Consider the following 26,225-nt stretch of genomic DNA (forward strand, 5'->3'; position numbering starts at 1 on the left):
CTGGAGCATATGCAACTGAATTCCACCGAAATCAGCGAACTGATCAAGCAGCGCATTGCTCAGTTCAATGTAGTGAGTGAAGCTCACAATGAAGGTACGATTGTATCTGTTAATGACGGTATCATTCGTATTCACGGTTTAGCCGAAGTTATGCAGGGTGAGATGATCGCACTGCCTGGCAATCGTTATGCAATCGCATTGAACCTGGAGCGCGACTCCGTAGGTGCGGTTGTGATGGGCCCGTATGCTGACTTAGCAGAAGGCATGAAGGTCAAATGTACTGGCCGTATTCTTGAAGTTCCTGTTGGTCGTGGTCTGCTTGGTCGTGTGGTAAACACGCTGGGTGAGCCAATTGATGGCAAAGGTCCTGTTGAGCATGATGGTTTCTCTGCTGTTGAAATGATTGCTCCGGGCGTTATCGACCGTCAATCCGTTGATCAGCCGGTACAGACTGGTTATAAATCTGTCGACGCCATGATCCCTATCGGTCGTGGTCAACGTGAACTGATTATCGGTGACCGTCAGACGGGTAAAACAGCACTGGCTATTGACGCAATTATTAACCAGCGTGACTCAGGTATTAAATGTGTTTATGTCGCAGTTGGTCAGAAAGCTTCTACTATTGCGAACGTTGTTCGTAAATTAGAAGAACATGGTGCTCTTGCCAATACTATCGTCGTTGTTGCAACTGCTTCAGAATCTGCTGCATTACAATACCTGGCGCCATATTCTGGTTGTGCAATGGGCGAGTATTTCCGCGATCGCGGTGAAGACGCGCTGATTGTTTACGATGATTTGTCTAAGCAGGCTGTTGCTTATCGTCAAATTTCCCTGTTGTTGCGTCGCCCACCAGGGCGTGAAGCATTCCCAGGTGATGTTTTCTATCTGCATTCCCGTTTGCTGGAGCGTGCTGCGCGTGTTAACTCTGAATATGTAGAAAAGTTCACTAATGGTGAAGTGAAAGGTAAAACGGGTTCTCTGACGGCTTTGCCTATCATTGAAACTCAGGCAGGTGACGTATCAGCATTCGTACCAACAAACGTTATTTCAATTACTGATGGTCAGATCTTCCTGGAATCCAGTCTGTTCAACGCGGGTATTCGTCCGGCAGTTAACCCAGGGATCTCTGTATCCCGTGTCGGTGGTGCAGCTCAGACTAAGATCGTGAAGAAGTTGTCTGGTGGTATCCGTACTGCTTTGGCTCAGTACCGCGAACTGGCAGCGTTTTCTCAGTTTGCTTCTGACCTTGATGATGCAACCCGTAAGCAGTTGGATCATGGTCAAAAAGTCACTGAGTTGCTGAAACAGAAACAGTATGCACCAATGTCTGTTGCACAGCAGTCACTGTCTCTGTTTTCTGCGGAGCGTGGTTATCTGGAAGATATCGAAATTGCTAAAGTTATTGATTTCGAGTCTGCGCTGCTTGCGTATGCCAGCCGTGAACATGCTGATCTTCTGAAAGAGATTGACCAGTCTGGTGGTTACAATGAAGAGATCGAAGCAAAGCTGAACGCTCTGCTTAATTCCTTCAAAGCAACTCAGTCCTGGTAACACTATTCGGCCCGGTTTAATTAAACATGGGCCGTCTGGTTAATGAGGAGAATCAGGAATGGCCGGCGCAAAAGAGATACGTACCAAGATCGCCAGCGTGCAAAACACGCAAAAAATCACTAAAGCGATGGAGATGGTTGCTGCGTCCAAAATGCGTAAAACGCAGGATCGCATGGCGGCCAGCCGTCCTTATGCAGAAACCATACGTAGCGTGATTGGTCACCTTGCGTTAGGTAATCTGGAATATAAACACCCATACCTTGAAGAACGTAAAACCAAACGTGTCGGGTATCTGGTTGTTTCTACCGATCGTGGCTTGTGCGGTGGTTTGAACACTAATCTGTTCAAAAAACTGTTGTTAGACATGAAAGACTGGTCTGATAAAGGTGTCCAGTGTGATCTGGCACTTATCGGATCTAAGGCGACCTCTTTCTTTGCTTCTGTTGGGGGCAACGTTGCTGCTCAGGTAACAGGCATGGGAGATAACCCTTCACTGTCCGAATTAATCGGGCCGGTTAATATCATGTTGCGGGCATACGATGAAGGACGTCTGGATAAATTGTATGTGGTGACGAATAAGTTCATCAATACAATGTCTCAGGAACCTACTATTACTCAGTTGTTGCCTCTGCCTGCTGGAGATGATGAGACACTGAAGAAGAAATCCTGGGACTATTTATACGAACCTGATCCTAAGGCGTTGCTAGATATACTGCTGCGTCGTTATGTAGAATCGCAGGTTTATCAGGGCGTCGTTGAAAACCTGGCTAGTGAACAGGCCGCACGAATGGTGGCGATGAAAGCCGCGACTGATAATGGTGGCAGCCTGATCAAAGAGCTGCAGTTGGTTTATAACAAAGCTCGTCAGGCCAGCATAACTCAGGAGCTGACCGAGATTGTCTCGGGTGCTTCCGCGGTTTAACAGCTAGGTTTACGAATTACGTAGAGGATTCAAGATGGCTACTGGAAAGATTATCCAGGTAATCGGCGCCGTGGTGGACGTCGAATTCCCTCAAGATACCGTACCAAAAGTATACGATGCACTTGAGGTTCAAAACGGCGAAGCTAAATTGGTGCTGGAAGTACAGCAGCAGTTGGGCGGCGGCGTTGTTCGTTGTATTGCAATGGGTACTTCTGATGGCTTAAGCCGTGGTTTAAGCGTTACTGATTTAGGTCACCCAATCGAAGTTCCCGTTGGTAAAGCGACACTTGGCCGTATCATGAACGTATTGGGTGAACCAATCGACATGAAAGGTGATATCGGCGAAGAAGAGCGTTGGGCTATTCACCGTTCGGCTCCAAGCTATGAAGAGTTATCTAACTCTCAAGAGCTGCTGGAAACCGGTATCAAAGTAATGGACCTGATTTGCCCATTCGCTAAGGGTGGTAAAGTCGGCCTGTTCGGTGGTGCGGGTGTAGGTAAAACCGTAAACATGATGGAGCTGATCCGTAACATCGCGATTGAGCACTCAGGTTACTCTGTATTTGCCGGTGTAGGTGAACGTACCCGTGAAGGTAACGACTTCTACCACGAAATGACCGACTCTAACGTATTGGATAAAGTATCTCTGGTATATGGTCAAATGAATGAGCCACCAGGAAACCGTCTGCGTGTTGCGCTGACTGGTCTGACAATGGCAGAGAAGTTCCGCGATGAAGGTCGTGACGTTCTGTTGTTCGTTGATAACATTTATCGTTATACCCTGGCAGGTACCGAAGTGTCTGCATTGCTAGGTCGTATGCCATCTGCGGTAGGTTATCAGCCAACTCTGGCGGAAGAAATGGGTGTTCTGCAGGAACGTATTACTTCCACTAAAACCGGTTCGATCACTTCTGTACAGGCTGTTTACGTACCTGCGGATGATTTGACTGACCCATCTCCAGCTACAACTTTCGCCCACTTGGACGCAACTGTAGTACTGAGTCGTCAGATTGCCTCTCTGGGTATTTACCCTGCGGTGGATCCGCTGGATTCTACCAGCCGTCAGCTCGATCCATTGGTTGTTGGTCAGGAGCACTATAATGTTGCCCGTGGCGTTCAATCTATCCTGCAACGTTATCAGGAACTGAAAGACATCATCGCTATCCTGGGTATGGATGAACTGTCAGAAGATGATAAGCTGGTGGTTGCGCGTGCTCGTAAGATTCAGCGCTTCTTGTCTCAGCCATTCTTCGTTGCAGAAGTGTTTACAGGTTCACCAGGTAAGTTCGTTTCCCTGAAAGACACTATCCGTGGCTTTAAAGGTATCCTGAACGGCGACTATGATCACTTGCCAGAACAAGCGTTCTATATGGTTGGTACCATCGAAGAAGCTGTGGAAAAAGCGAAGAAACTTTAAAACGGCTGACCGGAGGTTGACATGGCTGCGATGACTTACCATCTGAATGTTGTCAGTGCTGAGAGCCGGATGTTTGAAGGCTTGGTACAGAAAATTCAGGTGACAGGTAGTGAAGGTGAGTTGGGTATTTACCCGGGACATGCTCCACTACTTACTGCCATAAAACCTGGCATGGTACGTATTGTTAAGCAGTTCGGTGAAGAAGAGGTGATTTACCTTTCTGGTGGTATCCTTGAGGTACAACCGAGCGGCGTTATCGTACTGGCTGACACTGCGATCCGTGGTAAAGATTTGGATGAAGCTAAGGCGCTAGAATCTAAGCGTAAAGCTGAAGAACACATCCGTAATTCTCACGGTGATGTTGACTATGCTCAGGCATCAGCTGAATTGTCTAAAGCGATTGCAAAACTTCGTGTAATCGAGTTGACAAAAAAGGCGATGTAATACAGGCAGTTAAAGAAAAAAGCCAGTTGGTGCAAGCTAACTGGCTTTTTTGTATTGCGAAATATGTAGTAATTTATCTCACAAACAGGTTTACTTTTTTCTCTCAAATTGGAGTTATCAGGTTTCTTATGTCTAACAGTGCAAAAAGTGTTGTGATCCTTGCCGCGGGTAAAGGAACTCGCATGTATTCTGATCTCCCTAAAGTACTGCACTTGCTGGCCGGTAAACCGATGGTTCAGCATGTGATTGATACTGCAATGGCGTTGGATGCTAAAAATGTTCATCTGGTTTATGGGCATGGTAGTGATCTGATGAAGCATGCCTTATCTGATCAAAAGTTGAATTGGGTATTACAGTCGGAGCAGTTAGGGACTGGGCATGCAATGCAACAGGCAGCACCTTATTTTACTGATGATGAAGATATTCTGATACTGTATGGCGATGTGCCTCTGATTGGAGCAGATACCCTTGAACGTCTGCTGGCGGTTAAACCTGAAGGTGGTATTGGTTTACTGACAGCAATTCTGGATAATCCAACGGGTTATGGTCGCATTGTTCGTGAAAACGGAGAAGTAACCGGAATCATTGAGCAAAAAGACGCGACTGAAGATCAACGAAAAATCAATGAAATCAACACAGGTATTCTGGTCGCTAATGGTGGTGATTTAAAACGTTGGTTATCCCAATTAAATAACAACAATGCTCAAGGTGAATATTACCTTACTGATGTGATTGCTCTGGCTTATAAAGAAGGTCGGAAAATTGAAGCAGTACATCCAAGCCGCTTGAGTGAAATGGAAGGTGTGAATAACCGCCTCCAGCTTTCCGCTCTTGAGCGTATTTATCAATCTGAACAAGCAGCAAAATTATTACTGGCGGGCGTTATGCTGTTGGATCCCGCTCGTTTTGATTTACGCGGTATATTGACTCATGGCCGTGATGTGGTTATTGATACCAATGTCATTATAGAAGGTAATGTAACCCTTGGTAATAACGTGCAAATTGGCACAGGCTGCATATTGAAGAATTGTATTATCGGCGATGATTCTATTCTTAGTCCATATACCGTTGTTGAAGATTCTGAAATGGAAGTTGGTTGTACTGTTGGGCCTTTTGCCCGTTTGCGTCCTGGTTCTAAACTCGCTGAAAAAGCCCATGTAGGGAATTTTGTTGAGATGAAGAAATCTTATTTGGGTAAGGGCTCTAAAGCTGGACATCTGACTTATCTTGGCGATGCTGAGATTGGACATAATGTGAATATTGGTGCAGGTACTATTACCTGTAACTACGATGGCGCTAATAAATTCAAAACCGTCATTGGAGACGATGTTTTTGTTGGTTCTGATACTCAGCTTGTTGCGCCAGTGACTGTTGCCAACGGTGCAACAATTGGTGCGGGGACAACAGTGACAAAAAATATCGCTGAAAATGAATTGGTAGTAAGCAGAATTAAGCAAACCCATATTCAGGGTTGGAAACGTCCAGTAAAGAAAAAATAAAATAATAATCCCCACTCTACAGGCTCGGGGACCGGCAAAGCCGGAAAACAATCAGGTTCGTGACATATAAAGGGCTTTCATCAGCCCTGTTTTTAGGAATAAAACTGATGTGTGGAATTGTTGGTGCAGTAGCACAACGAGATATTGCTGAAATCCTGATTGAAGGGCTTCGTCGTTTGGAATACCGTGGTTACGACTCCGCTGGGCTGGCGGTTGTTGATAACGAAAATAATATGCTTCGCCTGCGTGAAGTCGGTAAAGTGCAAATACTTGCTGATGAGGTTGACAAGCAACCAGTCCTTGGTGGGACAGGTATTGCGCACACCCGTTGGGCTACACATGGTGAACCAAACGAGAAAAATGCTCACCCGCATATATCCGATTATATTGCTGTTGTTCACAACGGCATTATTGAGAATTACGAAGAATTGCGGGTTCAGTTAATTGAGCACGGTTATCAGTTTACATCGGATACTGATACAGAAGTTATTGCCCATCTTGTTCATTGGGAGCAAAAACAGAGTGATAGCTTGCTGGAGACTGTCCAGCGTGTAATTCCCCAGCTTCGTGGTGCGTATGGTGCAGTTATCATGGATGGCCGTGATCCTGGGACAATAATCGCTGCAAGATCGGGTAGTCCTCTGGTTATTGGTTTAGGCGTTGGGGAAAACTTTCTTGCGTCTGATCAATTGGCTCTGCTGCCTGTTACCCGCCGTTTTATCTTCCTTGAAGAAGGTGATATTGCGGAAGTAACCCGCCGTACTGTGCATATTTTTAATACTCAGGGCGAACCGGTTGAACGGGAGCAGATCGAATCCAATATTCAGTATGATGCTGGTGACAAAGGTGTTTACCGTCACTATATGCAAAAAGAGATCTATGAACAGCCAATGGCAATCAAAAGCACTCTGGAAGGGCGCTTAACCCATGGGCAGGTAGATTTGTCTGAACTTAGTCCTAATGCAGCTGAATTGTTATCCAAAGTTGAACATATTCAGATCGTTGCCTGTGGTACATCCTATAACGCTGGTATGGTTTCCCGTTACTGGTTTGAAGCATTGGCGGGTATTCCTTGTGATGTGGAAATTGCTTCTGAATTCCGTTACCGCAAATCAGCACGTCGTCCAGGAAGCTTACTGATTACATTGTCTCAATCAGGTGAAACCGCAGATACACTGGCAGCACTGCGTTTATCCAAAGAGCTTGGATACCTCACATCGTTGACGGTTTGTAACGTAGTAGGCTCTTCCTTGGTGCGTGAATCTGATTTTGTTTTGATGACCAAGGCTGGTGCAGAAATTGGCGTTGCTTCAACTAAAGCGTTCACAACCCAGCTGACAGTATTGCTAATGCTGGTGGCTTATCTTGGGCGTTTAAAAGGTGTTAATGCTGAACAGGAGCAAAAAATTGTTCATGCATTACATGCACTGCCAAGCCGCATCGAAAGCATGCTGTCGAAAGATAAAATTATCGAGGCGCTGGCAGAAGATTTTTCTGATAAACATCACGCTCTATTCCTTGGCCGTGGTGATCAGTATCCAATTGCTGTTGAAGGGGCGCTGAAATTAAAAGAAATTTCTTATATTCATGCAGAGGCTTATGCCGCAGGCGAATTAAAACATGGCCCATTGGCACTGATTGATGCAGATATGCCAGTCATCATTGTAGCTCCAAACAATGAACTGCTGGAAAAATTGAAATCCAATATCGAGGAAGTACGTGCTCGTGGCGGATTACTATATGTATTTGCTGATCAGGATGCTGGTTTTACAGACAGCGAAGGAATGAAGATCATCTCATTACCGCATGTTGAAGAATTGATTGCTCCAATATTTTATACCGTGCCGTTGCAACTGCTCTCTTATCATGTTGCGCTGATTAAAGGAACTGATGTTGATCAGCCTCGTAACCTGGCTAAGTCAGTGACTGTAGAATAATCGCTTTATAATAAGAAGTTAAAATAAGCCCCTGTACATTAAAAACACAGGGCCTTTTTGTGTTTAATTGAGAAAGTTTCTCATTATTTTCTTGATGATAAAAACAAATTGCGATATTGTTATGTTATATTATTACATTTATGGCGAAGTTATGAAACCAGATATCCATCCAAACTACCGGGTAGTTGTATTTCACGATACCAGTGCTAATGCCTACTTTACAGTTGGCTCCACTATTCGTACTGAGCGGGCAATTATTTTGAATGGAGAAGAGTATCCGTATGTGACTGTTGATGTATCATCGGAATCACATCCTTTCTATACAGGTAAGCAGAAAACTTTATCTCAAGAAGGTAGCACAGCACGATTCCAGAAAAAATTTGGGCGTTTTATTGGCAATAAATAAATTGAGGGATCGTAAAAATGCAGGTGTTAAGTTCACTTAAAACGGCGAAAACCCGTCACCCAGATTGCAAAATCGTACGCCGTTGGGGCAGGTTGTATGTTATCTGTAAATCCAATCCGCGTTTTAAGGCTGTTCAAGGGAAGAAAAAGAAACGCTGATACTAATAGTAGAACTCGTAGCTTATAACTGCGGGTTTCTTTTCTGTATTTTATTTGTAATTATCTTGAGAATAACTAATCTAACCTAAACTTTGTTTGAGAAGGGAGTTAGCATCATTAAATTCCAGATGAAGAAAAGTTATATTTTACGCAAAATGAAACCTTATAAATGTTTGCTGTATAGTCTAGAATTAAACCTTCAATTGGTTGTTATTGCTACAAATCCACCCTAAAAAATAGTTCATAATTTACTCTTATTAACGTATTTCTCTATAAACCATTATCTTGGTCATTTATTGATACCCGAATATAGCCAATCTTCGTCATGTGTAACCCTGCTTAATACCAATAAGAGACTATTTTTATGGGAATTATCATGGATTGAGCTATTTTGAAAAATCTTGGTTTAAAAGAAGGGGCTAAAATAGCTGCTGCTGAAGGATTATTAAACTCCGATGGTTATATAACTATTCCTATGATAGTTAATGGTGTACCAAAGAAGTGGATATTTCAGTGGATGACAGGCCCAATTTGTAATAAAGAAGATGTAACTTACCCAGTATTACAGTTTCCACTTGCTTTCCCGAATATGTGCTTAATAGCTCTAACCGCAACAAAAGGCAATGACACCCGTTTCTCGGATCAAGTGTTTCAAGTATCCTCTTGGACTAATTCAGAAGTAAAAATATTCCCACAATGGTTTGGTACAGGAAATCAAGGCTTATGTTATCCACTTATTATAGCTATCGGGTATTAAATATATTCAACAAGTTAGGATTTTCACCCAGATATGTTAAAAGCTGGTTATCTTTCTATGAAAAGTTTGCCCTATCATGCAAAACATTCTGATGAACGAAGAATGGAATAGTTAACCAAATTGGTATTTCAAAAATACTAGAGATTGACTGACCAATTCCACCATTATCGTAACTTAAAGGAAGACCGGGCACTATACATTCTATCCCCGGTCTTTTTGTTAGTTATGGCAATGGTGGATATTATTCTGCAATAACTATTGATTGAAACAGTTAATAGTAGTTATGCGAGTCATAGCTGATCGACTTCAACAAGGTTTTTTTATTTCCCCCATACTCGCAAATAAATTGTTACATCTGATTCTGGCAAAACATCATTTCTGTTTACTGGAAGATAAATTCCAGCCCACACAGTAATCGAAGTTTTACTTACATCTGACACCCATGATGTTTCAATATAAATCCAGGGAGTATCAAGATTAGTCACCGATGCACCAAGAAAAGCAACAGGAAAAACAATTGGAAAAGATATGTTTTTCATTCTTTCTTGATGCGTATTACTCCGATTATGTACATCGCTCTTTGTCAAAATGACTTTTACATACTGTTCTATAATTCCATTCGGACTCATCCACCAGCCTTTATCATCACTGAAATTACTGGAAAAAAAACTGGCATCTGGAACCTGATTACCTTTGTTTCCTATATCACGTTTAGCCCCTTCTTTTAAACCAAGGTTTTTCACATTAGTCGATCCGTGATAATTTCTATAAAAATAGTCTATTATTGGTATTAAGCAGGGTTACACATGGCGAAAATTGGCTATATCCGGGTGTCAACAAATGACCAGAATAGTGATTTACAGAGAAATGCATTGATATGTATAAATTGTGAGCGAATTTTTGAGGATAAAATCAGTGGAAAAACAGCCAACAGACCGGGTTTAAAGAGAGCTTTAAAACAGCTTAAAAAAGGCGATACTTTAGTTGTTTGGAAATTGGATCGATTAGGGCGTAGCGTAAAAAATATGGTTACTTTGATTTCTGATTTAAGTGAACGCGGTATCCATTTCCAGAGCCTGACTGACAGTATTGATACTAGCACCTCTATGGGGAGATTTTTCTTCCACGTTATGAGTGCATTGGCTGAAATGGAACGAGAATTGATCGTTGAAAGAACAAATGCAGGATTAGTAGCCGCTCGTGCCCAAGGGAGAATTGGTGGCAGACCAGTATCATTTTCATTCGTTGAACAGCAACAAGCTGCAAGATTGCTGGCGAAAGGCCACACACGGAAACAGTTATCATTAATTTACAACACATCGTTATCCACGATATATAAATATTTTCCGGTAAATAAAACGGATTGTTCATCAGATTAATATTTGTAAGGAAACTAACTAAATGTTTAATTTTATACTGTGTAATACCTAAGGCTAATGGAAAACGTTGACTCTGTTCTACAAAAAATTAACAAATAAAGACAAGCAAGTACTGCTGGCAGAAAAAGCTTATTGTATGTTAAATCCACTGCGTTTGGGTATTTTTGAACAAAAAATCGCCATTAAGCATAGGGTTTACATACTTGAAAATTAATTTATCAATGATGGAAACGGTTGTCAGTACCTGGAAATCGTCAGGTAAATTCGACCAATAAAATTAATTTCATTAATTGCACAGTCAAAAGTTACATCGTGATCACAGACACGAATTTTACCGCCCGGGATTTTTATGATCTTTTTAATGCTATGCATCCCTTCAATATCAATCAACCATAAACCATCCTGAATATCAGGTTCTTCTGCATCCAACAAATACCAAGAGTTGTTGTCATCAATAATGAGCGATTTTTTTATTCCTCTAGCGATAAGTTCATTATCTAAAATTACAGGGGTTTCAACATCCAGCCTTCCACCTACTAATTTAACGCGCTGTATTGTCGGAGCAATAATATTTTCTAAAGATTCTTTTTTCTTTTCTCCGTCAGGGAACATTTCTCCTTGCCCTGTGCTTAGCCATAACAATGAAGCATTGGTTTCAAGATTGCATTGAATAACCCAGTCTGCTGGAAAACTATCCCTTAAATAACGGTTTGCCATTGTGCTTTTAGACACACCCAAATGGTCGCTAAGTGCCTGACGTGATTTGAATCCATATGCATGGACAAGACGCTCGATAGCTTGTTTTCCTCCACTATCTGCACCCATCTTTATCTCAATTGTGTTTTTTTTCATTAAAAGTACAGTTTAGTGAGTTTGTTATCTTCACAAAGTTCTCTGATTAAGAACTATAGTGATCCTAGATGAATTTATTAGAATATTGCATCATGAACACTCAAATTTCAATATGTATACTTTGTGAAACTATATCATCTAAATAAAGGGAAAGAATTTGTTAAGTTTTAAAATAAGAAAAATTTATTAATTACAGCTGATTGTAATCGGAAAGAAACCTTTTTAATCATTAATTATTTCAATAAAAACAATAATTAATATATTAACACTATCAAATATAGTTATCAAAAAAGATAAGAAACTACTTTAACTTTTTCTAATCAACGTGTACTGTTCTTATATACAGTTATGTTATACGGAGGTAAGTTTGTCAGTGGACTTTCTTATGGAATCAGTAATAGCGCAACGTATTAATTTTATCGCCAGAATGGCAACAAGCTGTGAATGTAATCATGCTGAAGATAAAGAACTGGCTTTAGCTTGGATTGCTGAGTTATCAACACCACTTGCAAAACAACTTGTTAACCATCACGAAATGCTTGATGAATAAGTGTAACAAAAGAATAAATGTGATAGGTAAATGATATGCATTTGGAAATTCTATTTGATAAAAAATCTAAATTTTCTCAGTTAGTTATGATTACATTGAAAAATGAACTGAAAAATAGATTTTTCTTATGATTCAACAAATTTGAGAAGACGATAGTTGAACTAGCCACTGGAAGGTGGCTTTTTGTTTTCGTTTGTACTATTCCTTTAACAATGTTGCCTGGTTGTTTCTTCCTATCTTGTTAGCACACCATAACACTCTAATTTAATAAAATTTTCTGTAATATAGAGGGGATATTTAATGAAAATAATTTCACAGCAAAATGATACTGTTGACGCTTTATGCTGGCGTCACTATGGCCGAACTCAAGGTATGACTGAACGAGTTTTAGAAGCTAATCCAGGGTTGGTTGAACTGGTATTTAAAAAATTCCCTGAATTGTCTGAATATAGCGTAATCCTGCCACATGGCACTGAAGTCGAAATGCCAGAGGTTATATCAGCCACAACAAAACCTATTCTGCAACTATGGGATTAAAGATAACAGACGGATAAAGACAACCATATTACCTTGATTGCTTTTTCAACAGAATTATTACCTTATATTAGGAATCGTCAACAATCAAGCCAAGTAAAATTACCTGTAACACTGTACCCAGTATTTGGTCAGGTAGTACAAATTAAAATTCTTTTAATTATCGTGTCAAACTCTGACTATAGCTATAGATTATATAAAAGCCTTTCTCAATTGTGGGAAAGGCTTTTTAATTCATATTGTTATAGTTTTTCCCTTCCAAGAAATTTGTCTGATCTTTCCTACAATTCACCTTTAATGTCTACCGCTACCTTTAATGTCATTCTTCCAAACATAAACCCATAACTACCTATATGGCATTTTTCCGAATATGGATACACAACTAACAGAACTTCTACGCTTATTGCGTAACCTGATCAGAACTGGTGTTGTTACTGAGGTAGATCATGCCCGAGGTATGTGCCGGGTCGCGACAGGTAATCTTAAAACTGACTGGCGGCCTTGGTTGACAATGCGAGCAGGTCATTCCCGTACCTGGTGGGCCCCCAGTGTTAGTGAGCAGGTTTTATTACTATCCGTTGGTGGAGAGCTGACCACCTCCTTTGTATTACCGGCTGTTTATTCCGATCGATTTCTAGCTCCATCAGTTTCTTCCGAAGCTGTCCATATTGCTTTCCCTGATGGGGCCGTAATGGTGTATGAGCCGAAATTCGGTGCCTTAACCGTAAAAGGTATTAAGACTGCTAATGTGCAAGCTTCATATTCCATAACACTTGAGGCAACGAATATAACACTAAAAGCACACGATAAAATCTCAATGTCGGCAAATAACAAAATTGGATTGACATCGCAAAACGAAATCTCAATGTTGGCAAATAACAAAATTGGATTGACATCGCACAACGAAATCTCAATGTCGGCAGATAACAAAATTGGATTGAAATCGCACAACGAAATTTCAATGGGAGCAGACATTAAAATTGGACTAAATGCAAAAAAATCACTTTCACTGAGCTCACATGAAGTCAAGTGTGAAGCAAAAAAAGAAATGGAATTGAAAGCACCAGAACTGGCTCTGAAAGGAAAAACTAAACTGGAAGGTGATGTTGAAAATACCGGCGGAAAACTCAGCTCTAATGGTGTGACCCTACATTCTCATAAACACACTGGAGTCATGTCCGGCGGTGCAACAACAGGAGACCCAACATAATGATGTATATTGGAATGAACAGGCAAACTGGCCGCAGCCTGACGGATTTGGCACATGTACGGCAATCTGTCAGCGATATCTTATCAACACCAGTAGGTAGCCGTGTGGAACGGCGTACTTATGGTTCTCTGTTACCTGAATTGATTGACTGGCCACAGAATGCAGCTCTGCGTCTGCAAGTTATGGCAGCCAGTTATACAGCGATCAGCCGCTGGGAACCGCGCATCAATCTGACATCTATAACCATCAATACCCTACAAGACGGCAAAATGACGGTAGATATAGCCGGCCATTATCAGCAGTCCGCCGGAGCGTTTTCTCTATCCATCCCTGTGAGGTAAAACAATGCCAACCATTGACCTGAGCCAGTTGCCACCACCTGATGTAGTCGAGCCACTGGACTATGAAAGCCTGTTAGCTGAACGCAAAGCCGAATTGATCTCTCTTTACCCTGAAGAACAACGAGATGCTATTACTCGAACATTGGAACTGGAATCTGAACCTCTGGTTAAATTACTTGAGGAAAACGCTTATCGGGAATTGATATTGCGTCAGCGGGTTAATGAAGCTGCCCGTGCAGTAATGCTGGCTTATGCAACTAACGGCGATTTGGACCAATTGGGAGCGAATTACAACGTTACTCGGGCAGTTATGGAACCGGATAATACCTTCCGTGATCGTATCCAAAGAGCCTTTGAAGGACTAAGTGTTGCAGGTCCGATAGGTGCGTATGAATATCACACCCTTAAAGTTAATGAAGGTATTCATGCTGATAAAGATGAATATAAAGGTGAATATCAAACTGTAGCGGATGTTTCCGTCATCAGCCCATCTCCTGCCAATGTGACTGTAACTATTTTGTCACGGAAATGGAAATGGGAAAAAGGTAAAAAAGATGAAGAGGATACAGAACATAAAGGCGTGGCTTCACAAGATTTACTGGATAAAGTGGTTGTAGCACTTAATGACGAAAATGTTAGACCAGTTGCTGATCGGGTAAAAGTACAGTCAGCACAAATAGTGGAATACCAGATTGATGCTGTGCTTTATCTCTATCCGACACCTGAGTCTGAACCTATCCGTAAATTGGCTCAACAAAATATGGATAAATATGTGCAAGATCAACATAAGTTGGGAAGGGATATCCGGCTATCTGCCATTTATGCCGCACTGCATGTGGCTGGTGTACAGCAGGTGGAACTAAGAGCACCGGCGAAGGATATTATTTTATGCAAAGATCAAGCTTCTTATTGTACCAGCGCAAAACTGGAACTGGGTAAAACTCAAACTTCCGATTGTTCCAAACCAAATCCAGCTCTAATCGTGGGAGGTTATGATGAGTGACCGCCTGTTGCCAACAGGTTCCACTGTTCTGGAAATAGCTGCCGCTAAGGCGTGTTCGCAATTACAAAACATTCCGGTGCCACTTCGCCAACTTTGGAACCCTGATACCTGTCCTGAGGAGTTATTACCTTATCTGGCGTGGGCGTGGTCTGTTGACCGCTGGGATGAAAACTGGCCGGTAAATACTAAGCGGGAAGTTATAAAAAACTCGCTGTTTCTGCACAAACATAAGGGGACCATTGGAGCCATTCGCCGTGTGGTGGAACCATTAGGCTATCTCATAAAAATACAGGAATGGTGGCAGAACAACGAAACACCAGGCACGTTTCAGTTGGGAATAGGGGTACAAGAAAATGGGATTACCGAAGAAACTTTTTTAGAGCTAGAGCGGCTGATTTATGATGCCAAGCCTGTGAGTCGCCATCTGATAGGTCTATCAGTCAATCTGGATGTTAAAGGCGAATTTTATTGTGCTGCGGCAAGTTATAGCGGAGATGATCTCACTGTTTATCAATATTTACCTGAAATCATCTCTACTGGCAGCGATACATCTTTAGGGGCTGCAATTCATTTGATTGATACAGATACATTGAGGGTTTCACCATGAAATACTTTGCAATTTTAACCAAGATGGGAGCGGCAAAATTAGCAAACGCTGCTGCTTTGGGAACAAAAGTCGATATTACCCATATGGCTGTTGGTGATGGAGGCGGCCAATTACCATCCCCTGACGTTAACCAGACACAACTGATTAATGAAAAACGCCGCGCTGCGATTAACACGCTAAGTGTCGATCCGGTAAACACTAACCAAATTATTGCTGAGCAAATTATCCCAGAAGGTGAGGGTGGTTGGTGGATGCGTGAAATTGGTTTGTTTGACAGTGAAGGTAATATGATTGCGGTAGCAAACTGTCCGGAGACCTACAAACCACAATTACAAGAAGGTTCAGGCAGAACACAAACTGTCAGGATGATATTGATTGTCAGTAGCACTGATTCAGTAACACTGAAAATCGATCCCTCTATAGTTCTAGCAACTCGTGAATATGTAGATAGCTCCATTCAGAAACATGAAAAAAGCCGCAATCACCCAGATGCCACGTTGACAGAAAAAGGTTTTACAAAACTTAACAGTGCTACTAATAGTAATAATGAAACTACAGCGGCAACACCGAAAGCAGTGAAAGCAGCTTATGATTTAGCAGCTAAAGTAAATACTAATGCTTTAGCAAAAAATCAGAACGGTGCAGATATCCCAGATAAGAATGCTTTTGTGAAAAACCTTGGTTTGTTGGAAAAGCTAATTCCGGTGGGGATACCGCTTCCCTGGCCGACTGCCACACCGCCAGATGGGTGGGTGCAATGTAATGGTGCGGCCTTTGATAAGTCGAAATTTCCGGAATTATCGAAAGCCTATCCTGGCGGTAATTTGCCCGATTTACGCGGTGAATTTATTCGCGGCTGGGATGACGGGCGTGGCGTCGATCCATCACGTTCATTACTAGTATGGCAAGAGGGGTCTTATTTATTACAAGAAATTAATCAGTCTTCTGATAATGTTGTTAATTTCTCACTTAATGATCGTGTGGCATTACAGTGGGATACTCCGCAAAATAAAGCTATTGTAGTGAGAGCCAGGTCTGTAAGTACAGCAACAACCTGGGATGCTAAAATAGCTCATATAGGGGTATCAAGGCCACGCAACGTCGCGTTTAACTATATTATAAGGGCAGCATAATGAGCATGCCTGTACTCGAAGTGATCCCGGTGGGAATACCTCTTCCCTGGCCGATTGACATACCTCCAAACGGATGGGTGAAATGTAATGGGGCAATCTTTGATAAATCTCTGTATCCGAAATTAGCTGAAGCCTATCCTGACGGCAAACTACCCGATTTAAAAGGTGAATTTATCCGAGGGTGGGATGATGCGCGCGGCATTGACAGAGGTCGCCAACTACTGAGCATTCAAGTTGATGCGCTCAAAAGACATAATCACAGCATTTATACCACTAACAGTGATAAAACTAGTCTTGAGGATACAGATCCCATGCGTGGCGGTATGACTGGCGGTCCTAACTACCGGGGCAGTTTAGGGGAAAACAAATCTATTGGGATGAATGGTGAAAATGAAACACGCCCGAGAAACGTGGCATTTAATTACATTGTGAGGATTGTCTGATGAATAAGGCTATACTGGATAAAAATAATATTGCCATTGATAGCGGAAATATTATTGTGTTTAATTACAACGCAAGCACGCGAGAATATTTAAGCAGTACTGATGAATATATTTCTATCGGTGTCGGTCTTCCTGCCAATTCTTGCATAGATGCACCACCTGATACTAAAGAGGGATATATCGCCTGCCGTTCATCTGATTTAACTAACTGGTTAATTGTGCCAGATTACCGCGGACAAATAGCTTACAATACACAAACTGGGAAACAGCAGGAAATTATTGAACCAGGTGAATTACCAGAAATACTGACATTTAAACAACCCGCTACCGATTTTGATAAATGGGATGGAGAAAAATGGGTAACGGATATTGAAGTCCAAAAGGCCAGTCAGATTGAACAGGCAGAACAACAATGTGCTACTCTTCGCCAACAGGCAGATGAAGCCATGACGTTACTGCAATATGCCGTTGAAACTGAAATGGCATCAGAAGTAGAAAAAGCGTTATTGCTTGCTTGGAAAAAATATGTGGTATTACTGAGCCGGGTTGATGTTTCATTCGCGCCTGATATTAACTGGCCTGAAAAACCAGAATAAAATAGTAACGGCCTGTTTTCCAGGCCGTAGATTTAAGACTTATAAACTGACTTGTAGGTATTTATCGTTTCTGAAACTATTTTTTTGCATTGAATTTATTGACATATTTTCCTTAGATTGTCAGTTAATACGGTCATTATGCTGCTCTTACGATGTAATTAAATGCGATATTACGCGGTCTTGACACACCTATATAACCCTTAGTAACTGTCCAAGCATATTCTGCCTTTACAGCTCTAATTCTTGCTGAAACATCTTTATTTTGGGGAGAATCCCACTGTAATGCCATACGATTATTAAGAGAGAAGCTGACAATATTATCAGGAGGCTGATTAATTTCCTGTACAAAATAAGATCCCTCTTGCCATGCCAATAATGAACGCAATGGATCGACGCCACGTCCGTCATCCCAGCCGCGAATAAATTCACCGCGTAAATCGGGCAAATTACCACTAGGATAGGCTTTCGCTAGTTCCGGAAATTTTGACTTATCAAAGGGTTTGCCATCGCATTTCAGCCACCCATCTGGCGGTGTGGCAGTCGGCCAGGGAAGCGGTATCCCCACCGGAATTAGCTTTTCCAACAAACCAAGATTTTTCAAAATAGCTCAATCCATGATAATTCCCATAAAAATAGTCTCTTATTGGTATTAAGCAGGATTACACATGGCAAAGATTGGCTATATCCGGGTATCAATAAATGACCAGAATAGTGATTTACAGGGAAATACGTTGATAAGTATAAATTGTGAACGGACTTTTGAAGATAAAATCAGTGAAAAAACAACCAATAAATAGGGCTAAAAACAGCTTTGACCAAAAGATCACAACAGGAAGGTACTGATATTGATTTACAGTATTTCATTTCCCACTATCTACAAAAATTTACGATTAACTTACTAAAAAAACAATAAATTAATCGATTTGGTTTGTATCATCCCCCATACATTTCCTATCGAATGATTTAATGGTTTGGATACCTCAACATAGCGGGACACCTTAACAGGAGAACCGCTAATATGGCACAAGATTATCACCACGGCGTCCGTATAGAAGAAATTAACGAAGGCACACGCACCATCACCACTGTTAGCACCGCTATTGTCGGTATGGTATGTACTGGCCCGAAAGCAGACGAAAAAACTTTTCCATTAAATACCCCAGTATTGATTACTGATGTTTCAACTGCCATTGGCAAAGCCGGTGAAACCGGTACATTGCCTCAGGCACTTAAAGCTATCGCAGATCAGTCTAAACCTGTCACTGTTGTTGTCCGTGTGGAACAAGATGAAACAGAAGAGAAAACCACCAGCAATATCATTGGTACCACTACTAAGGACGGTAAAAAAACAGGTATACAGGCACTGTTGGCAGCACAAAGCCAATTAGGTGTGAAACCACGTATTCTGGGTGTTCCTGGGCTGGATACAAAAGAAGTTACTACTGCATTGGTAATTGTCGCAAAGACACTGAGAGCAATGGCTTATGCCAGTGCTTATGGTTGTAAGACTATCCCGGAAGTTCTCGAATATCGCAAAAACTTCGGTCAGCGAGAACTGATGCTGATTTGGCCTGATTTCCTGAGTTGGGATACTATTTCCAATCAAGAGGTTACAGCCTACGCTACTGCCCGTGCCTTGGGTCTGCGTGCCAAAATTGATGAAGAAACCGGTTGGCACAAAACGTTGTCCAACGTCGGCGTCAATGGGGTGACCGGTATTTCAGCAGATGTATTCTGGGATCTTCAATATCCAGCTACTGACGCGGGTGTGTTAAACGAAAATGGTATCACTACGCTTATCCGTAAAAACGGCTTCCGTTTCTGGGGCTCTCGTACTTGCGCTAGTGCTAGTGAACCATTGTTCCAGTTCGAAAGCTACACCCGTACTGCACAGGTACTGGCTGATACCATGGCTGAAGCACATATGTGGGCGATCGATAAACCACTGACTCCATCGCTGGTACGAGACATTATCGAAGGTATTAACGCCAAATTCCGTGAATTGAAATCTGGGGGTTACATCATTGATGGTAAGTGCTGGTATGACGAAAAAGCCAATGATAAAGACACTCTGAAAGCCGGCAAATTGACCCTCGATTATGACTATACACCTGTACCACCATTGGAAAACATGATGTTACGCCAGCGTATTACAGATCGTTATTTGATGGATTTCGCAAAAAGCATAAACGGCTAAGGGGGAACAGATGGCATTACCACGCAAACTTAAATACCTGAATTTGTTTAATGACGGCAATAGCTATCAGGGAATAGTAGAAGAACTTACTCTGCCTAAACTGAGCCGTAAATTGGAAACCTATCGTGGCGGTGGTATGAACGGTAGCGCGACCGTGGACTTAGGTCTGGATGAAGGCGCATTGGATGTTGAATTTACTCTGGGAGGTATGGAGGCTCAGCATTATCGGCAGTGGGGGCTAACTAAAGCTGATGGTGTAATGTTGCGCTTTGCGGGCTCCTTCCAGCGCGATGATACCAACGATGTGATTGCTGTTGAAGTCGTGATGCGTGGCCGCTTCCATAAATTTGACCACGGCACTTATAAGCAGGGAGATAACACTCAGACCAAAATCAGCGCTAAAAATACCTACTTCAAACTGACATGGGATGGAGAAGTCCTGATCGAAGTGGATACCGTCAATATGGTTGAAGTGGTTAATGGTGAAGATCGCTTGGCAGATCATCGTCGCGCTATGGGTCTTTAATCTAATCGGATAAACAAGGTTGAACCATGACAGAAACACTCATTACTCAAAACGAAGAGCAGCGTACAATCGTATTAGAAGAACCGCTTGCACGTGGTAATAGCAACATCACTGAAGTGGTGGTGCGTAAACCTAACAGTGGTGCGCTGCGTGGTGCACGGCTACAGGCTCTGCTGGAGATGGATGTGGACTCAATGATTTTAGTTTTGCCACGTGTGACCACACCCGCTTTAACCAAAAGCGACCTGTTGACAATGACACCTGGCGATCTGATTAATCTCAGTGTTGAGGTGGTCAATTTTTTGTTACCGAAGTCGGCGAAGTCCGGTTTCCAAACCGACTAACCGTAGATGAATTGGTGGCAGATATTGCCACCGTTTTCCACTGGTCTCCAGCAGTAACAAATGAAATGTCACTGCTGGAATTACTGGACTGGCGACATCGGGCCATCTTAAGAAGTGGTGCAGAAAATGAGTAATACACAGTCACAGCTTAAATTTGTAATACAGTCTGTTAATAAGCTGACCAACGCCTTGAAATCCGTACAACGGAATAATAAAAAGTTGGCGGATTCTATTCGGCAAAACAGTGATGAACTCAAGCGATTAAATCAGACTGGTGAAGCGATTAAATCTTATTCTGCCCCTGAATATGCGCAGGGAACTGCGCATGACAGTAGCAAAAAGGAAGAAAATCGCGGTAGAAGTCGTTATAGCAAAATTAAAGATCTTCGTGATCGCATTAGCCAGCATGGCGCTAATGCAAAATCGGCAGGCGTTAAGATACTGACAACCAGCAAAAACTTTTTAATGCCGGGTTACGATCTTAATGCTCAAATGGTCAAAATTCGGGTACAAACTAATATTGAAAAAAATTCTCCTGAATATGCCATGTTGCTCAATCAAAGTCGTGAGTCGAGCAAAAGTACCAGAATTGATGCCAGCAAAATCGCGCAAGGGCAGAGTCTTTATGCCTCTGCGGGTTATTCCCCTGATCAGATAAAGCTGAGTGATGCCAATATCAAAGTAAGTGAGGCCGGAGAGGTTCTGAGCAGTGTGCTGGGACGGTTGGCTGAACCTCCTAAAGCCGCTCCTGCTTTGAATGTGTTGGTGGATCAAGCTGGACAAGGGGGATTACAGACATTTATCGCTAAATTAAAGAATGTCCAAGGCGAATCCCAAAAAGTTGCATCGGCAATGACGAATAGCCTCACTGGTGATATCCAAAAACTTAATGCTGCCTGGAGTGATCTGGGCGTTCAGATGTTTTCCGGCGTAGAAGGCCCTTTAAGGGGAGCCACTCCGCAAGTAACACATGTGGTCAATAAAGTTGGTAAGTGGATGGAGACCAATCCACGCCTGGCTGCAACACTTGCGACTATCACGATGGTAATCGGAGGGATGCTAACTGTTTTCGGCGCATTGGCCCAAGTGATCGCTTCAATATTACTTCCGTTAGCTGTAGCGAAATATAGTCTTACTCTCTTTGGCAGTGCTGGTGTGAGAGCCCTTGGATTTGTGGGGAACGCTCTGAAAATGTTGGGTAGCACCATGATGATCGTTGGTCGTCTGATGATGGCTAACCCAATCCTTGCCATTATTGGTTTGATTTCTATGGCTGCTGTTTATATTTGGCAAAACTGGAAAACCCTGGGGCCGAAATTTTCCCAGCTTTGGGAGAATATAAAAACTAATATAAGTAATGCCTGGGAAGTTGTTAAACAAAATACATTGAATATCTTGGAAAGTATTAAAATATCGATTTCAGATAAATGGAATGAAATTATTACCGGCATAATGAGTCTGCCCGATAAATTTAAAGAGTTCGGAACCGCGATAGTTAACAGTTTGCTAGATGGGATTAATGAAAAATGGGAGGCGCTGAAAAAGAAACTGACTTCATTGTCTGATTATATCCCTGAGTGGATGCGGCCGTGGGACGATGCTGCAAAAGGCGTGAGTAATAACATTAGTTCTGATGTCAGTTCGGTATTGCCCAAACATGGTAAGGGGAGAATTATTCCAGCTGGAAAATTCGGTATTGTTGGTGAATATGGACCGGAGATTGTTTCAGGCCCTGTTAATATCATTAGTCGACGCCAGACGGCTAAATTTGCCGCTGCTGCTGCATTTTCTTTAAGTGTGATGGCGCCTTCTACTGCGGCCAGAACTGCACCATTACATATTCAGAGTTTGCCTATTCATGCTTATCCACAGATTCAGGAAAAGGTGGATAAAAAACAGATACAGTACCGTAATGAATCACCTGTCTATCACATAAATATCTATGGTGCTCCGGGGCAGTCTGCGCAGGATATTGCTGCAGCGGTCAGGCGCGAACTGGATGATCGGGAACGTAAACAGCAAGCTCGTTTACGTAGTTCATACTCTGACAGAGGGGAATTCTAATTATGATGGCTGCACTGGGTTTATTTGTTTTTATGCTGAAAACTACGCCATACCAGAATTTGCAACATCAGCAGTCATGGAGACATGCTTTTAACAGCCGTATCGGAATGCGGCCTGCCTGGCAATTTCTGGGGCCGGATAACGACACTATGACACTTTCCGGCACATTACATCCAGAAATTACCGGTGGTCGCTTATCGTTGATGGTTTTACAAGTTATGGCTGATAGCGGAAAAGCATGGTCTTTTTTAGATGGCAATGGCACGATTTATGGCATGTTTGTGATTGAGAGTATCGACCAGACAAAAACGGAGTTTATGTCGAATGGTGCTGCCCGCAAAATTGATTTTACTTTGACATTGCGGCGAGTTGATAGCTCTCTGGGGGAAATGTTTGGTGATTTGCAGGGACAGTTCTCTATGCTCACAGACAATCTATCCGGTAGAGTTGGTGAGGTGTTACCATGACATCTGAGTTTGATCGGGTTACCGAAAAAGGCAACACCCCGGCATTTCTTCTGGAAATTGATAATAAAGATATCAGCGAGCGCATTCAGTCGCGCTTGATGTCACTGACGATGACAGATAATCGTGGTTTTGAGGCTGATCAGCTTGATATTGAACTGGATGATGCAGATGGAACCTTGATGCTACCTTCCAGAGGGAATGTGATTTCTCTGGCATTGGGGTGGCGCGATCAACCACTAATTAGTAAGGGGCGTTTTACTGTAGATGAAATTGAGCACAGTGGAGCGCCGGATAAACTGACTATCCGTGCCCGCAGTGCTGATTTCCGCGAATCTCTCAATATGAGACGCGAAGAGTCTTATCATGAGAAAACGATTGGCGATATTGTTCGTACTATTGCTGCCAGAAATAAACTTACCGCTGATTTGCATAAGGATATAGAGCAAGTATTTATTAATCATATCGATCAGACAAATGAGTCTGATAGTAGCTTTCTTACCCGGTTGGCAAATCAGGAAGGGGCAATTGCTTCAGTAAAAAATGGCAAATTGATATTTATCCGGCAAGGACAGAACAAAACAGCCAGTGGTCAAATTATTCCTGCATTAGTTATCACTCGTCAGTTAGGAGACAGCCATAATTTTACTCTGTCTGACCGTGATGCTTATACTGGCGTGGTAGCAAATTGGTTGGATACCCGTAAGCCGGAAAAAAAGCACATTTTAACCGTTAAGCGAAAAAATCAGGAAAATACTGACAAATCAAAATCATATTTGGTTGGCAGTAAGGATAATGCACTGGAACTTTCCCGTATTTATGCTGATGAAGCCAGCGCTAAACGCGCTGCTAAAGTTGTCTGGGAAAAAATGCAACGTGGTACAGCGACATTTTCAATTCAACTGGCTCGGGGGCGTGCAGATCTTTACCCCGAAGTACCCATAAAAGTCACTGGTTTTAAGCCAGAAATAGATAATACGGAATGGACACTAACGACTGTCACTCACACTATGAATGGATCTGGCGGAGGTTTTACAACAGCGCTGGCTCTGGAATTAAAAATTGATGATCTCGATATGAAATAATTGTTCTTTAAATGAGATCTGATTGTTATATTGTTCACATAATGAGAGTTTGTTTTTCATTTAAGGTAAAATATATGATCAAGTGTCCTCTTTGTGGTAAAGCTGCTCATGCACGCAGTAGTTTTGAACATTCCAGTCAGACAAAAGAACGTTACAACCAGTGTCAAAACATAAACTGTGGTGCAACTTTCGTCAGCCATGAAACATTTGTCCGTTTTATTTCCAAACCTGGTGAAGTGGTAAGTGTTAAACCACACCCCAAAGAAAAATCTAAGGTTCAGTTAGATTTAGCTTAAAGATTAGAAGATTAGTAAAAAATGCTGTAAACCCCGTCCAGTGCGGATGGGGAACAGTCGCTTGACGATGTTTGCCACCGATAGGTGGCTAGTGAAATGGTCACTTCCACTGTGAGATATGGGGTGAATATAAATTTTATGGTTTTGGATTTGTTATCCCTTTTGTATTAACTGCGTCACTAAATATTTTGCGAATAGTTAATAAATTCACTTGCGCCTCTGGTTATATTTTGTCAGCTTTAGTGTAATTATAATCTCTGATTTACACTCCCCAAGACAGGACAATAACGATGAAAAATGTGGGTTTTATCGGCTGGCGTGGTATGGTCGGCTCAGTATTAATGCAGCGTATGATTGAAGAACGGGATTTTGATATTATTCATCCTACATTCTTCACGACATCACAACATGGGCAGATTGCACCTGATTTTACAGGTCAACAAGGTACCTTACAGAATGCTTTCGATATTGAGGCTCTTAGCGCTCTGGATATTATTATTAGTTGCCAAGGTGGAGATTACACCAATGAGGTTTATCCGAAGTTAAGAGCAACGGGTTGGCAGGGATATTGGATTGATGCGTCATCAGCGCTGCGTATGAATGATGATTCCATTATTATTCTTGATCCGGTCAATCATGCTCATATTCAGGAAGGTTTTAATAAAGGTATAAAAACTTTTGTTGGTGGTAATTGTACCGTTAGCTTAATGCTGATGTCTTTGGGCGGTTTATTTGTTAATGATTTGGTTGAATGGGCTTCTGTTGCGACTTATCAGGCAGCTTCTGGTGCCGGTGCCCGTCATATGCGCGAATTACTGCTTCAAATGGGCTCTTTGCACATTCAGGTAGCAAAAGAGCTGCAAGATCCGGCATCTGCTATCTTGGATATTGAAAGAAAGGTAACAGATTTCACTCGTAGCGGTTCTTTACCAACAGACCAATTTGGCGTACCACTGGCAGGTAGTTTGATCCCATGGATTGATAAACAGCTTGATAACGGTCAGAGTCGTGAAGAGTGGAAAGGGCAGGCAGAAACCAATAAGATCCTCAATACCGGTAATAATCTTATTACCGTTGATGGTTTGTGTGTACGTATTGGCGCTTTACGTTGCCACAGCCAAGCATTTACTCTGAAATTGAAAAAAGACATTCCGATTCCTGAAATTGAGCAATTACTGGCTGCGCATAATGACTGGGTAAGGGTTATCCCAAATGATCGTGAGCTGAGTATGCGGGAATTAACTCCGGCAGCGGTAACAGGCACGTTGAATACTCCTGTGGGGCGTTTACGTAAGCTGAATATGGGCCCAGAATATTTATCTGCTTTTACAGTAGGTGACCAATTGTTGTGGGGAGCAGCAGAGCCTCTGCGTCGTATGCTACGTATTCTGGCTTAATCATTTTAATCTATTTATTTATGTAAAAATCCACTCGTTATTTGGGTGGATTTCTCTATATGGCATTTGATGGTTCTGTTGATTGTTTCTTTATTGGTTTATTTTTGTTATAT

At 42.1% G+C, this 26,225-nt stretch carries 31 protein-coding genes and 1 pseudogene; 29 read left to right on the plus strand and 3 right to left on the minus strand.

The window, feature by feature from the left end; all coding sequences use genetic code 11:
• The first annotated feature begins 9 nt into the window (after positions 1-9).
• The 9 genes from atpA (at position 10) to C5470_RS22700 (ending at position 9,091) form a co-directional block, all read left to right on the plus strand.
• Positions 10-1,551 carry a F0F1 ATP synthase subunit alpha gene (gene atpA, locus C5470_RS07690; RefSeq protein WP_166287425.1) on the plus strand — a complete coding sequence of 514 codons (1,542 nt, stop codon included), beginning with the start codon at positions 10-12 and terminating at the stop codon, positions 1,549-1,551.
• A gap of 58 nt (positions 1,552-1,609) precedes the next feature.
• Positions 1,610-2,473: a F0F1 ATP synthase subunit gamma gene (atpG, locus tag C5470_RS07695; RefSeq protein WP_166287428.1), complete on the plus strand. Its 864-nt coding sequence runs from the start codon at positions 1,610-1,612 to the stop codon at positions 2,471-2,473.
• A 34-nt stretch (positions 2,474-2,507) separates the two neighbouring features.
• Positions 2,508-3,890, plus strand: coding sequence for a F0F1 ATP synthase subunit beta (atpD, locus tag C5470_RS07700; RefSeq protein ID WP_046974581.1), 1,383 nt, complete (start codon positions 2,508-2,510; stop codon positions 3,888-3,890).
• A gap of 21 nt (positions 3,891-3,911) precedes the next feature.
• Positions 3,912-4,334 carry a F0F1 ATP synthase subunit epsilon gene (locus C5470_RS07705; RefSeq protein WP_011144452.1) on the plus strand — a complete coding sequence of 141 codons (423 nt, stop codon included), beginning with the start codon at positions 3,912-3,914 and terminating at the stop codon, positions 4,332-4,334.
• A gap of 128 nt (positions 4,335-4,462) precedes the next feature.
• Entirely contained in the window at positions 4,463-5,833 is a 1,371-nt protein-coding gene (glmU, locus tag C5470_RS07710) for a bifunctional UDP-N-acetylglucosamine diphosphorylase/glucosamine-1-phosphate N-acetyltransferase GlmU (protein ID WP_166287431.1), read from the plus strand.
• Between the two features lie 107 nt (positions 5,834-5,940).
• Positions 5,941-7,770, plus strand: a complete 1,830-nt coding sequence (glmS, locus tag C5470_RS07715) for a glutamine--fructose-6-phosphate transaminase (isomerizing) (RefSeq protein WP_166287434.1) — start codon at positions 5,941-5,943, stop codon at positions 7,768-7,770.
• A 151-nt stretch (positions 7,771-7,921) separates the two neighbouring features.
• The gene (locus C5470_RS07720) at positions 7,922-8,176 is read left to right on the plus strand and encodes a type B 50S ribosomal protein L31 (RefSeq protein ID WP_166287437.1); all 255 of its coding nucleotides are present in this window, start codon (positions 7,922-7,924) and stop codon (positions 8,174-8,176) included.
• Between the two features lie 17 nt (positions 8,177-8,193).
• Positions 8,194-8,334 (plus strand): type B 50S ribosomal protein L36, encoded by a 141-nt coding sequence (gene ykgO, locus C5470_RS07725; protein WP_036845286.1) that lies wholly within the window; start codon positions 8,194-8,196, stop codon positions 8,332-8,334.
• Positions 8,335-8,725: 391 nt separating this feature from the next.
• Positions 8,726-9,091 carry a gp53-like domain-containing protein gene (locus C5470_RS22700; RefSeq protein WP_242687834.1) on the plus strand — a complete coding sequence of 122 codons (366 nt, stop codon included), beginning with the start codon at positions 8,726-8,728 and terminating at the stop codon, positions 9,089-9,091.
• Positions 9,092-9,411: 320 nt separating this feature from the next.
• Here the strand turns inward: C5470_RS22700 and C5470_RS07735 are convergent, their stop codons facing one another.
• Positions 9,412-9,834: a gp53-like domain-containing protein gene (locus tag C5470_RS07735; RefSeq protein ID WP_166287440.1), complete on the minus strand. Its 423-nt coding sequence runs from the start codon at positions 9,832-9,834 to the stop codon at positions 9,412-9,414.
• A gap of 63 nt (positions 9,835-9,897) precedes the next feature.
• On the opposite strand from C5470_RS07735, the gene C5470_RS07740 reads away from it, so the two are divergent.
• Entirely contained in the window at positions 9,898-10,470 is a 573-nt protein-coding gene (locus tag C5470_RS07740; RefSeq protein WP_166287445.1) for a recombinase family protein, read from the plus strand.
• A 237-nt stretch (positions 10,471-10,707) separates the two neighbouring features.
• Here the strand turns inward: C5470_RS07740 and C5470_RS07745 are convergent, their stop codons facing one another.
• The gene (locus C5470_RS07745) at positions 10,708-11,322 is read right to left on the minus strand and encodes a phage repressor protein CI (RefSeq protein ID WP_166287448.1); all 615 of its coding nucleotides are present in this window, start codon (positions 11,320-11,322) and stop codon (positions 10,708-10,710) included.
• A 385-nt stretch (positions 11,323-11,707) separates the two neighbouring features.
• On the opposite strand from C5470_RS07745, the gene C5470_RS07750 reads away from it, so the two are divergent.
• The 9 genes from C5470_RS07750 (at position 11,708) to C5470_RS07790 (ending at position 17,739) form a co-directional block, all read left to right on the plus strand.
• Positions 11,708-11,872, plus strand: a complete 165-nt coding sequence (locus C5470_RS07750) for a hypothetical protein (RefSeq protein ID WP_166287451.1) — start codon at positions 11,708-11,710, stop codon at positions 11,870-11,872.
• Positions 11,873-12,172: 300 nt separating this feature from the next.
• A complete protein-coding gene (locus C5470_RS07755) occupies positions 12,173-12,409 on the plus strand; it encodes a tail protein X (protein WP_036845293.1) in 237 nt (78 codons plus the stop codon).
• 367 nt (positions 12,410-12,776) lie between these two features.
• The gene (locus C5470_RS23380) at positions 12,777-13,616 is read left to right on the plus strand and encodes a phage baseplate assembly protein V (protein WP_036845295.1); all 840 of its coding nucleotides are present in this window, start codon (positions 12,777-12,779) and stop codon (positions 13,614-13,616) included.
• Positions 13,616-13,957, plus strand: a complete 342-nt coding sequence (locus tag C5470_RS07765; protein ID WP_036845297.1) for a GPW/gp25 family protein — start codon at positions 13,616-13,618, stop codon at positions 13,955-13,957. The genes C5470_RS23380 and C5470_RS07765 overlap by 1 nt, the downstream gene beginning before the upstream one ends.
• 4 nt (positions 13,958-13,961) lie before the next feature.
• A complete protein-coding gene (locus C5470_RS07770; RefSeq protein WP_166287454.1) occupies positions 13,962-14,960 on the plus strand; it encodes a baseplate assembly protein in 999 nt (332 codons plus the stop codon).
• The gene (locus tag C5470_RS07775) at positions 14,953-15,567 is read left to right on the plus strand and encodes a phage tail protein I (RefSeq protein ID WP_166287819.1); all 615 of its coding nucleotides are present in this window, start codon (positions 14,953-14,955) and stop codon (positions 15,565-15,567) included. Before C5470_RS07770 ends, C5470_RS07775 begins: the two co-directional genes overlap by 8 nt.
• Positions 15,564-16,700 (plus strand): phage tail protein, encoded by a 1,137-nt coding sequence (locus C5470_RS07780; RefSeq protein WP_166287457.1) that lies wholly within the window; start codon positions 15,564-15,566, stop codon positions 16,698-16,700. Before C5470_RS07775 ends, C5470_RS07780 begins: the two co-directional genes overlap by 4 nt.
• Entirely contained in the window at positions 16,700-17,143 is a 444-nt protein-coding gene (locus C5470_RS07785) for a phage tail protein (protein WP_166287460.1), read from the plus strand. The genes C5470_RS07780 and C5470_RS07785 overlap by 1 nt, the downstream gene beginning before the upstream one ends.
• On the plus strand, positions 17,143-17,739 hold the full coding sequence (locus C5470_RS07790) for a tail fiber assembly protein (protein WP_166287463.1): 597 nt from the start codon (positions 17,143-17,145) through the stop codon (positions 17,737-17,739). The genes C5470_RS07785 and C5470_RS07790 overlap by 1 nt, the downstream gene beginning before the upstream one ends.
• A 136-nt stretch (positions 17,740-17,875) precedes the next feature.
• On the opposite strand, the gene C5470_RS07795 is transcribed toward C5470_RS07790, so the two are convergent.
• A complete protein-coding gene (locus tag C5470_RS07795) occupies positions 17,876-18,340 on the minus strand; it encodes a phage tail protein (RefSeq protein ID WP_207626925.1) in 465 nt (154 codons plus the stop codon).
• A 64-nt stretch (positions 18,341-18,404) separates the two neighbouring features.
• Here C5470_RS07795 and C5470_RS07800 point away from each other — a divergent pair.
• The 10 genes and pseudogenes from C5470_RS07800 to asd all read left to right on the plus strand — a co-directional run.
• A pseudogene (locus C5470_RS07800) lies at positions 18,405-18,533 on the plus strand (DNA-invertase); the annotation flags it as partial.
• A gap of 224 nt (positions 18,534-18,757) precedes the next feature.
• On the plus strand, positions 18,758-19,936 hold the full coding sequence (locus C5470_RS07805) for a phage tail sheath protein (protein WP_166287466.1): 1,179 nt from the start codon (positions 18,758-18,760) through the stop codon (positions 19,934-19,936).
• A 10-nt stretch (positions 19,937-19,946) separates the two neighbouring features.
• On the plus strand, positions 19,947-20,462 hold the full coding sequence (locus tag C5470_RS07810; protein WP_166287471.1) for a phage major tail tube protein: 516 nt from the start codon (positions 19,947-19,949) through the stop codon (positions 20,460-20,462).
• A gap of 26 nt (positions 20,463-20,488) precedes the next feature.
• Complete coding sequence (locus tag C5470_RS07815; protein ID WP_166287474.1) at positions 20,489-20,806, plus strand: phage tail assembly protein; 318 nt, start codon at positions 20,489-20,491, stop codon at positions 20,804-20,806.
• 14 nt (positions 20,807-20,820) lie between these two features.
• Positions 20,821-20,940: a GpE family phage tail protein gene (locus C5470_RS07820; RefSeq protein WP_021325003.1), complete on the plus strand. Its 120-nt coding sequence runs from the start codon at positions 20,821-20,823 to the stop codon at positions 20,938-20,940.
• Positions 20,933-22,870 (plus strand): phage tail tape measure protein, encoded by a 1,938-nt coding sequence (locus C5470_RS07825; protein ID WP_207626926.1) that lies wholly within the window; start codon positions 20,933-20,935, stop codon positions 22,868-22,870. Before C5470_RS07820 ends, C5470_RS07825 begins: the two co-directional genes overlap by 8 nt.
• Before the next feature lie 2 nt (positions 22,871-22,872).
• Positions 22,873-23,337, plus strand: a complete 465-nt coding sequence (locus C5470_RS07830; RefSeq protein WP_036845316.1) for a phage tail protein — start codon at positions 22,873-22,875, stop codon at positions 23,335-23,337.
• Positions 23,334-24,419 carry a phage late control D family protein gene (locus C5470_RS07835; protein WP_036845319.1) on the plus strand — a complete coding sequence of 362 codons (1,086 nt, stop codon included), beginning with the start codon at positions 23,334-23,336 and terminating at the stop codon, positions 24,417-24,419. Before C5470_RS07830 ends, C5470_RS07835 begins: the two co-directional genes overlap by 4 nt.
• A 74-nt stretch (positions 24,420-24,493) precedes the next feature.
• Entirely contained in the window at positions 24,494-24,715 is a 222-nt protein-coding gene (locus C5470_RS07840; protein ID WP_036845321.1) for an ogr/Delta-like zinc finger family protein, read from the plus strand.
• A 290-nt stretch (positions 24,716-25,005) separates the two neighbouring features.
• Positions 25,006-26,112: an aspartate-semialdehyde dehydrogenase gene (asd, locus tag C5470_RS07845; RefSeq protein ID WP_166287480.1), complete on the plus strand. Its 1,107-nt coding sequence runs from the start codon at positions 25,006-25,008 to the stop codon at positions 26,110-26,112.
• Positions 26,113-26,225: the final 113 nt, after the last annotated feature.

Source organism: Photorhabdus stackebrandtii, from assembly GCF_011189495.1.
Classification (GTDB): Bacteria; Pseudomonadota; Gammaproteobacteria; order Enterobacterales; family Enterobacteriaceae; genus Photorhabdus; species Photorhabdus khanii.